The sequence below is a fragment of the Microbacterium sp. GXF6406 genome, from assembly GCF_054798215.1.
On the sequence record NZ_JBSJZH010000069.1, the window covers coordinates 1 to 772 of the forward strand.

Below are 772 nucleotides of genomic sequence, written 5' to 3' on the forward strand. Positions count from 1 at the left end.
ATCCGACAGCAACTGGAATCGCGACACCATCCCAGACTCTCAGCCCGACCCCGAACAATTTATCAGACACGCCCTAGCCCGGCCGACCCCGGGCTGATCCACTTCACCTCACAACACACCGTCGCCGACCAGACTCCGGAGCCCCACCCTCATGACAACCATCGACCTCACCGAAGACGCATTCTCGGCGGCCATCACCGACCATCCCATCGTGCTGGTCGACTTCTGGGCCGCCTGGTGCGGACCATGCCGCAGCTTCGCTCCCGTCTTCAAGGCCGCGTCCGCCGAGCATCCCGACATCCTGTTCGCCAAGGTCGACACCGAGGCCCAGGCATCCCTGGCCGCCGCCGCACAGATCACCTCCATCCCCACGCTAATGGGCTTCAAAGACGGCATCCTGGTCTACTCCCAGCCCGGAGCGCTCCCGGCCAAAGCGCTACACGAACTGATCGGCAAAATCCGCGACCTAGACATGGACCACGTGCGCGCGCAAATGCAGGAGTCCGACCCTCGCTAGAACAGGGAGCGCACCATTTCCGGGCTCAGAGTCGAGACATCAGCCGCCACGCGGACGCGGGCGTCCGAGCCTGCGCCCTTGCCGCTATGGGCCGCGATGCCAGTCGCCGGCGTGGCCGGGCTCGCGATGGATACGGCGTTCCCCTCACTCGGGTGGTGGCCGCTGGCGTTCGTCTCGGGGGTCTGCTGAGGCTTTGGTTGAGTCCGGGGTTTATGCCGCCAGGGCGACGGCTTCCATCATTATGGTCTCGAGTTC

At 65.0% G+C, this 772-nt stretch carries 1 protein-coding gene; it reads left to right on the forward strand.

Annotated elements, in window-relative coordinates:
• The first annotated feature begins 151 nt into the window (after nt 1–151).
• Complete coding sequence (locus ACWAUG_RS13630; RefSeq protein ID WP_460802840.1) at nt 152–517, forward strand: thioredoxin family protein; 366 nt, start codon at nt 152–154, stop codon at nt 515–517.
• Nucleotides 518–772: the final 255 nt, after the last annotated feature.